General features: G+C 65.8%; 6 protein-coding genes. 5 read left to right on the top strand and 1 reads right to left on the bottom strand.

The features are described from left to right. Positions 1 to 273 precede the first annotated feature (273 nt). The 3 genes from ACG2LG_RS23265 (at position 274) to ACG2LG_RS23255 (ending at position 3,311) form a co-directional block, all read left to right on the top strand. Positions 274 to 963 (top strand): 3'-5' exonuclease, encoded by a 690-nt coding sequence (locus ACG2LG_RS23265; protein WP_396263183.1) that lies wholly within the window; start codon positions 274 to 276, stop codon positions 961 to 963. A gap of 256 nt (positions 964 to 1,219) precedes the next feature. Beyond that, complete coding sequence (locus ACG2LG_RS23260) at positions 1,220 to 3,055, top strand: Na/Pi cotransporter family protein (RefSeq protein ID WP_396263181.1); 1,836 nt, start codon at positions 1,220 to 1,222, stop codon at positions 3,053 to 3,055. Then, positions 3,042 to 3,311, top strand: coding sequence for a hypothetical protein (locus ACG2LG_RS23255; protein ID WP_396263179.1), 270 nt, complete (start codon positions 3,042 to 3,044; stop codon positions 3,309 to 3,311). The genes ACG2LG_RS23260 and ACG2LG_RS23255 overlap by 14 nt, the downstream gene beginning before the upstream one ends. Before the next feature lie 237 nt (positions 3,312 to 3,548). On the opposite strand, the gene ACG2LG_RS23250 is transcribed toward ACG2LG_RS23255, so the two are convergent. Beyond that, positions 3,549 to 3,977 (bottom strand): hypothetical protein, encoded by a 429-nt coding sequence (locus ACG2LG_RS23250; protein ID WP_396263177.1) that lies wholly within the window; start codon positions 3,975 to 3,977, stop codon positions 3,549 to 3,551. A 291-nt stretch (positions 3,978 to 4,268) separates the two neighbouring features. Here ACG2LG_RS23250 and mutS point away from each other — a divergent pair, with 291 nt between their 5' ends. Next, positions 4,269 to 7,073 carry a DNA mismatch repair protein MutS gene (mutS, locus tag ACG2LG_RS23245; RefSeq protein WP_396263175.1) on the top strand — a complete coding sequence of 935 codons (2,805 nt, stop codon included), beginning with the start codon at positions 4,269 to 4,271 and terminating at the stop codon, positions 7,071 to 7,073. A gap of 444 nt (positions 7,074 to 7,517) precedes the next feature. Then, positions 7,518 to 8,590 (top strand): transposase (locus tag ACG2LG_RS23240; protein WP_396263174.1); only part of this gene is annotated, 1,073 nt, incomplete at its 3' end.

Raw genomic sequence — 8,590 nt, 5'->3', positions numbered from 1 at the left:
CAGATTTTAAGAGTCCAGAAAATCTGCGTAATCCGTTCAATCCCCTAAATCCGCGGTATTCGGCACGATTCAGCCTTGGCAGATAATCACTCGTCCGTAAGGCGGCCTACACTAGCAGCACCAGATCCTCCTTCACCTGTCCGCCGACCTGTCCGCCGAAGCCTTGGCGAAGGAGGATTCGCGGTTTTCTCACTCCGGGGCCAACCAAAACCGGCCGCCTGCCGTTTGCCTCGTGACACGGCCCGCAAAAGCAGGCCGTATCGGCGCAGCGAGATGAGTCAGCACGAACCCCGTCCCCGCCGCCGCCGACGTTCCTCACCACCGTCCGCCGACCCGCGGGAGGAAACCGCCCAACCGCCGCGACAGGTGGCGCCGACCAAGGCGGAGACCGCTCTCCTGCCCCCCTTCGAGGGACTTTCCCAGTCCCACATCCACGTGCCGTCGACCCGGGCCGAGCGCCAGCAGGCGGTGGACGAAATCATTGCCGCCGGGATCGCCGGATTCGACACCGAGGCCAAGCCGACCTTCCGGGCCGGACAGAAGAGCGACGGGCCCCACGTCGCCCAGTTCGCCCTCACCGACAAGGCCTTCATCTTCCAGCTCCACCGCAAGGAGTGCGAGAAGGCCACCGCCACGCTCATCGCCTCGAAGCAGGTGCTCAAGGTCGGCTTCGGCTTGAAGAACGACCACAGCCAGATCCGCCGCCGCCTCGGGATCCCGCTGCATCCCGTCCTCGATCTCGACCAGGTCTTCCGCAAGCTCGGCTACCCGCGGCAGATCGGCGTCCGCGCCGCCGTGGGGGCCCTGCTCCAGCGCCACTTCCGGAAGTCGAAATCCATCACCACCAGCAACTGGGCCGCCCGCGAACTGCGTCCCAAACAACTCCTCTACGCCGCCAACGACGCCTTCGCCGCCCTCAAGATCATGGAGGTGCTGCAGGAGAAGGGGATGCTCGAAGACTGATCGCCCCGAGTTGGCAAACGGACGAAGGATCGGGAGGTCGAAGGTCGGAAGGTCAAAGGTCAATAGTCCCTTTGCTCGAGCGTTCTCGCACGGACGCAGCGGGTCGACTGCTCGGACCTTCGACCTTTCGACCGAAACCGCTGCCAAAGAAGCGCCATTTCTCCTAGCCCTGCCCGCCCGCCATGGCTCGCACGGCAGGGGGCTCTCCGACCCGGTCATTGCCACCGCGCGCGCATCGGCTATACGTCGGGCAAGCGTGTTCCGGAAAATCATCCTCACCACGGTCTTCGCCGCCCTGGCCTACGGCTTTTGGGCCAGTCCGAATTTCAAGGAGATCGCCGCCGGGGTCGCGATCTTTCTCTTCGGCATGCTGGCCCTCGAGGAAGGCTTCCGCGCGTTCACCGGCGGCGTGCTCGAGCGCCTGCTCCGCCGCACCACCGACAAGCTGTGGAAGAGCCTGAGCTTCGGCGTGATCTCGACCACCCTCATGCAGTCGAGCTCGCTGGTCTCGGTCATCACCATCTCCTTTCTGTCCGCCGGACTCATCACCCTGACCGCCGGCATCGGCATCATCTTCGGCGCCAATCTCGGCACCACCACCGGCGCCTGGCTGGTCGCCGGCTTCGGCCTCAAGGTGAACATCGCCGCCTACGCCATGCCGATGCTCGTCTTCGGCACCATCCTGATCTTCCAGAAGGCCCGCAGCACCAAGGGCTTCGGCTACATCCTCGCCGGCCTCGGATTCCTCTTCCTCGGCATCCACTACATGAAGGAGGGCTTCGAGGCCTACCGGCACAGCCTCGACCTCACCCGCTTCGCCGTCGGCGGCTACCCCGGCCTCTTTCTCTTCGCCCTCATCGGGCTGGTCGCCACGGTCGTGATGCAGTCCAGCCACGCCACCCTGGTCCTCATCATCACCGCCCTCGCCGCCCAACAGATCACCTACGAGAACGCCCTCGCCCTGGCCATCGGCGCCAACGTCGGCACCACCATCACCGCCATCATCGGCGCCCTCGGGTCGAACGTGAACGGCCGCCGCCTCGCCGGCGCCCACCTCGTCTTCAACCTCGTCACCGGCCTCGTCGCCATCGGTCTGATCCACCAGCTCACCGCGGCGGTCGATGCCACCAGCGCCTGGCTCGGCATCGCCGACGACGACCACACGCTCAAGCTCGCGGTCTTCCACACCCTCTTCAACGCCCTCGGCATCGTCCTCATGCTGCCCCTCCTCAAGCCCATGGTCTGGAGCCTGGAACAGTGCATCAAACCCAGGGCCCGCACCGCCGCCCAGCCGCGCTATCTCCACACCTCCGCGACCGAGCTGCCCGACACCGCCATCGAGGCCGTCCGCCTGGAAACCCTGCACCTCTACGACAACGCCTCGGACATCATCGCCCGCGCCCTCGGCCTGCGCCTCGACGACATCCTCTCCGGCAAGCCGATCGACGAGGTGGTCGACGTCCCGGCCGGCACGGGCCACTTCGACATCGACGAGGCCTACCGCGAGAACGTCAAGGGACTCTTCGCCGGGATCGTCGAATTCATCAGCCGCGCCCAGGCCGACATGACCCCCGAGCAGCACGACGAACTTTTCGCCCTGCGCGCCGCCGGCCGCGACATCGTCGAGGCGATCAAGGACACCAAGCACCTCCGGAAGAACCTTTCCCGCTTCCTCGTCAGCGACGACGCCGTGATCCGCGGGGAATACGCCGGCATCCGCCGCAACCTCGCCACCGTGCTGCGCTCGCTCGACGAGGTCCGCGACCGGGGACACGACTCGGCGGCCATCCTCTCGCTCGATTTGCTCAAGGCCCGCTTGAAACAATACGACCGCGAGCTCGGCCAGCGCCTGAACGACCTGATCCAGCAGCGGAAGGTCAGCGGGCCGGTGACGATTTCGTTGATGAACGACAGCGGTTACGCCTACCAGGTCACCAAGAATCTGGTAAAGATGGGGGCCATCCTCTTCTCCACCGCCGACCACGGGCTGCGTGAAGCCGAGCGCAGCATTTCGCTCGACGAGAGCGAGATGGCCGAAGCCCTGGGAACCCTGCCGGAAACTCCAACCACCTCCTCCCATGAACCTGACTAAGCTCGCGAACAAGACGAGGGACTTCCTCAGTTTCGCGGAGCGCAAGCGCAAGGAGAAGAAGAAGTTCCTCAAGCACGTGCTCAAGAAACTGAAGAAGCACGAGAAATCGTTGCTCAAGGAACTCAAGGAGACCAGTGACGCCGACCGGCGCGCCGGTCTTGAAAGCGAGATCGCCCTCGTCCACGCCCAGCGCAAGAAGGGCGTCGCCAGGCTCCAGGAACTCAAGAAGCCCTCCAAGTCCGCGAAGAAGGCGTGAGGGCGGTCGCCGCGGCATCCTGCCCTCCACCCGCGTGGCCGTGATCGCCACCAGGCCCATGCCGGCCGGGGGACAAAGGGGCTGAGGGGTCCGGGGCCAGGCGAAGCATTGGATTGATGGGTCAGGCCTCGACTGTTCCGTTTCCCCTCGCTTGGCCCCCGCCCCCCCCCAAGCCCGAACCGCCGCGATTTCGGGAAAGCGATCTCCTTTCGCACCAGTCTCCCTGCCGCAGGTGGATCACCCGGAACTTGGCAGGCGTCCCTCTTCCGGCCGACCGGCCCGCAGGCTCGCCGCGACGATGCCGAGGACCCCTGCAAGGAACAGCGATCCGCCGGCAAACCCGATCAGCAGGATCGCCCCCTGGATCTGGTCCGCCAGCACCGCCGGCGTTCCCTTGCCCGAAAGCACCCCGGTGAGCGGTCCGAAGGCCACCGACATCGCCAGCGCCCCGATCGCCGCCCGGGCCATCTGGGCATTGACGTTGCCGAAGCTCTTCACGCCCCACGAAAACTCATGCGCCGGAACCTCTCCCGCCGGGCCCGGGCCGATCGTCCCCACCACGATCTCCAGCAGGAAGGTCGAGAAAATCCGCCCGTCCCGCCAGAACAGCACCAGCCCCGCCACCATCAGCAACACACCGACTACCGGCATCCAACGGTTCTTCATGATCCCAAACGTGAGAAGCCCCCCGGCCCGGCACAAGCGAAGACTCGGCATCCGCGAAAGCCCGTGCCGGCCGGGGGACGAAGGGGCTGAGGGGTCCGGGGCCAGGCGAAGCGCGAGTCACCCGCGCACCTCATCGGCTCTTCCACCGCACCTCGCTTGGCCCCGGCCCCCTCAATCCCCGGCCCCCAAAGCCCGAACCGCCTCACCGGACTGCCCCGCTATCCCGCCAAAACCGCTCTCCTCCCACCTCTTCCTTGGCTTCCCGCCACCCACCGTTCAACCTCGCCACCGATGGCGGCGAAGAAGCTCACCCCGATGATGGCGCAGTACCAGCAGATGCGCCGCTCGCTGCCCGACGACGTCCTCTTGCTCTTCCGCCTCGGCGACTTTTACGAGATGTTCTTCGAGGACGCCAACGTTGCCGCGCCCCTGCTCAACGTCGCCCTCACCCGCCGCAACTCCATCCCGATGTGCGGCGTGCCCTACCACGCCGCCGACAACTACATCGCCAAGCTGGTCAAGGCCGGCAAGCGCGTCGCCATCGCCGAGCAGACCACCGAGCCGCAGCCCGGGAAAATCGTCGAGCGCGAGATCACGCGCATCATTTCCGCCGGCTCGGTCATCGAGCACGCGCTCCTCGACGACTCCCGCCCGAACTTCCTCGCCGCCGTCTTCCAGCACGGGAAGAAACACGGCCTCGCCTGCGTCGACCACACCACCGGCGAGTTCACCGTCGCCGAGTTCCCCGCCCGCGCCGCGCTCGACGACGAGCTCGCCCGCCTCACGCCGAGCGAGCTGCTCGTCTCCGACGAACAACTCGAGCCCTTCGGCGCCCTGCCCGCCTCGCAGGCCTACGACGCCTTCGCCTTCCTCCCCGATCCCGCCGGGCAGCTCCTCAAGGACCACTTCGGCGTCCACTCGCTCGACGGCTACGGCTGCGCCGACATGGACGCCGCCGTCGGCGCCGCCGGGGCCGTCCTCCACTACCTCATCCACCAGCTCCGCCGCCCCTGCGAGCACCTGCGCTCGCTCAAGGTCCGCGAGGACGAGGGCATCGTCCTCATCGACGCCGCCTCACAGGCCAACCTCGACCTCGTCGACTCCCGTTCCGGGCGAAAGCACACGCTGTTAGGCGTCCTCGACCGCACCCGCACCCCGATGGGCGCCCGGCTTTTGCGCGACTGGATCCTCCACCCCCTGCGCGACCTTGAAGCCCTCACCGCCCGCCAGGACTTCATCGCCGCCCTCCTCGCCGAGCCCTTCCTCCTCACCAAGATCCGCGAGTCCCTGCAGGGCATCCGCGACGTCGAACGCACCACTGCTCGGTTGAGCCAAGGCGCCGGCAACGCCCGCGACCTCCAGGCCCTCGCCACCTCCCTCGACCACATCCCCGCCCTCAAGGAAGACCTCGCGAGCCTCCCGGGGAGAGAAGGGGTCAGGGGTCAGGGGTCAGGGGCCAGTAACTCTACAGACGGACCGCGAGCTTCAGCTCGCCCGACAACCCCAGCCACCCAACCCCAGTCTTCCACTTCTCACTTCTCACTCGGCACTCGGCACTCCGACCACCTCCACGACTTCACCGACCTCACCCAACACCTCACCGTCTCTCTCTCCGACGAACCACCCGCCACCCTCAAGGACGGCGGCCTCATCGCCGACGGCCACAGCGCCGAGCTCGACGAACTCCGCTCCGCCAGCCGCGACGGCAAACAGTGGATCGCCCGGCTCCAGGACGACGAGCGCAAGCGCACCGGCGTCGATTCCCTCAAAGTCAAATTCAACAACGTCTTCGGCTACTTCATCGAGATCTCCGCCGCCAAGCTTGCCACCGCGACCTTGCCCGACGACTACACGCGCAAGCAGACCATGGCCAATGCCGAGCGCTTCATCACCCCCGCGCTCAAGGAGATGGAGAGCAAGGTCCTCGGCGCCGAGGAGCGCGCCAAGAAACTCGAATACGAACTCTTCCTCGAGCTCAGGAAGGAAGTCTGCCAGCACCTCGACGCCCTCCAGCAGACCGCCGCCGCCATCGCCGAGATCGACGTCCTCGCCGGCCTCGCCGACACCGCCCAGACCCACCGCCACTGCCGTCCGCGGCTCGAAGAAAGCCGCTACCTCGAAATCACCAACGGCCGCCACCCCGTGTTGGAGCAGACCTTGGTGGAAGAGAAGTTTGTGCCCAACGATACCCTTTTTGTGCCGCCATCCGAGGGGTCAGGGGTCGGGTGTCAGGGGTCAGAAATGGAGAGAGCGGGTTTGCAACCCGCCCCACAACCCCAGAACGGACCGCGAGCTTCAGCTCGCCCCGGAGCCCCGGCCACCCAACCTCAGTCTTCCACAGACCCCCGACCCCTGACCCCTGACCCCTCAAACCCCGCCACCTCAAGCGCCCCGCCCGACCCCAACGGCGACTACAGCCTCGTCCAAATCCTCACCGGCCCCAACATGGCGGGCAAATCCACCTACATCCGCCAGGTCGCCCTCATCACCCTCATGGCCCAGATCGGCGCCTACGTCCCCGCCGAGAGCGCCACCATCGGCCTGTGCGACCGCATCTTCTGCCGCGTCGGTGCCAGCGACGACCTCTCGCGCGGCCAGTCCACCTTCATGGTCGAGATGAACGAGACCGCGCTCATCCTCAACCACGCCACCGACCGCAGCCTCGTCATCCTCGACGAGATCGGTCGCGGCACCGCCACCTTCGACGGCCTCTCCATCGCCTGGGCCGTGGCCGAGCATCTTCATGATGAAACCCAGTGCCGCACCCTGTTTGCCACGCACTACCACGAACTCACCGACCTCGCCGAGACCCGCCCCGCCGTCGCCAACTACAACGTCGCCGTCCGCGAGTGGAACGACGAAATCATCTTCCTGCGCAAGATCGTCGAAGGCGCCGCCGACAAGTCCTACGGCATCCAGGTCGCCCGCCTCGCCGGCTTACCAAAACCCATCATCGACCGCGCCAAGGACATCCTGAGCCACCTCGAGATGCACAGCGCCAAGCCCGACGCCAAGAAGCGCGGGCCGAAGGCGAAGAACACCCGCCCCAAGGACATGCCCGAGCCCAATCCCCCCCAGCTGGATCTGTTCGATTAGCGAGCGTAGCTGCGGCATCCTGCCCCGCAATTGCGGGGCCGTTTCCGGACCATCCTGGTCCGGCCCAAACCGCATTGTTCCATCTCCCCGGCGCGCTCCACCGTCTTGAGAATGGAAATCCGCTCGTTAATTCGCCAAGTTCAGCCTAACTTGACGTGCGATGCCGAAAACCGAGGTCCACAAGAAGGTCGCTCAGCAGATGAGCGAAGCGAGGAGCCGTTCCTCCTCCCAAGTGATGTCGCGGGCGCAATTCGTGGCGCAGACCCCGGTGGAGTTGCGAGTCTCTTCCAAGGCCGAACGCGCCCCGAAATCTCGGCAGTCGAGCGGAAGGCGATAGCCGCATCCAGACCTCCTGGCCCCAACCTCTTTCCAATGTCAGTTAAGATGTCAGGCATTCAGTTGTTGACAGCGGCACTATTTTTTTCGTAGATCCTTCTCAAGTCCATGAAATCCAACGCTGAAACGGACATCGACCCGGTCGAAAAGGCGGGGCTGCCCACGGGGGCCTATCCGGGCGGATTCCGGCTCGGAAAGGGCTCCATGGGCTCGGGACGACGACGCATCCTCGGGCCCGAAGGCCGCTCCAACGCCTACCATGTCATGAGCCGCACCGCCGGCGGCGACATGCTCTTCGGCGAGGTCGAGAAGGAGGCGTTCGGCCGCGTGATGCGACGCCTCGAACGCTTCGCCGGCGTCGAAATCCTCACCTACGCCGTCATGGGCAACCACTTCCACCTGCTCGTCCGCGTGCCGGACCGCGAGAAATTCCTCCGCCGCTTCGAAGGAGACGGCGGCGAGGAACTCCTCCTCGAACACCTGAAGCTGCTCTACTCCAAACCCTTCATCACTTCGCTCCGCGCGGAATTGGCCGAGCTCCGCAAGAAGGGCATGCACCAGCCCGCCGAAGACCTCCTCGAACGCTTCCGCAAGCGCTTCTGCAACCTGGAGATCTTCGTCAAGGAACTCAAGGAGCGCTTCAGCCGCTGGTTCAACAAACACCACGGCCGCAAGGGCACGCTGTGGATGGACCGCTACAAGAGCGTGCTCGTCGAGGACGGCGAGGCGCTGCGCACGATGGCCGCTTACATCGACCTCAATCCGGTGCGCGCCGGACTTTGCCAGGACCCGAAGGACTACCGCTGGTGTGGCTACGCCGAGGCGGTGGCGGGAAGCAAGCGGGCGCGTCGCGGGCTGTGCCGGGTGCTGGCTCGGCCGCTGGATTCGTGGGAGGAGCAGCCGACGAAGAGCGATCTGACCGCCGGGGAATGGTATCGCTGCTGGCTCTTCGGCGAGGGACTGGCAGTGCCGGATGAGTCGGGACGGTCGAATCGGCGTGGGATGTGCCTGGAGGAGGTGAGGAAGGTGCGGGAAAGCGGCGGCAAGCTCACTCGAGGCCAGCTTCTGCGCTGTCGGGTGAGGTATTTCAGTGATGGGGTGGCGATCGGATCGCAAGCGTTCGTGGAGGAGGTGTTCGCCAAACGGAGGGAATGTTTCGGGGCCAAGAGGAAGAACGGCGC

The organism is Haloferula sp. A504 (assembly GCF_044385805.1).
Lineage (GTDB): Bacteria > Verrucomicrobiota > Verrucomicrobiia > Verrucomicrobiales > Akkermansiaceae > Haloferula.
Note: the sequence above shows the minus strand (reverse complement) of the source record. Positions and strands in the feature narration are given on the sequence as shown.

Excerpts from the sequence above, each read along its gene's own strand:
- ACG2LG_RS23250 (WP_396263177.1), bottom strand. The coding sequence starts at position 3,977 with ATGAAGAACCGTTGGATGCCGGTAGTCGGTGTGTTGCTGATGGTGGCG.
- mutS (WP_396263175.1), top strand. The coding sequence starts at position 4,269 with ATGGCGGCGAAGAAGCTCACCCCGATGATGGCGCAGTACCAGCAGATG.
- ACG2LG_RS23265 (WP_396263183.1), top strand. The coding sequence starts at position 274 with ATGAGTCAGCACGAACCCCGTCCCCGCCGCCGCCGACGTTCCTCACCA.
- ACG2LG_RS23255 (WP_396263179.1), top strand. The coding sequence starts at position 3,042 with ATGAACCTGACTAAGCTCGCGAACAAGACGAGGGACTTCCTCAGTTTC.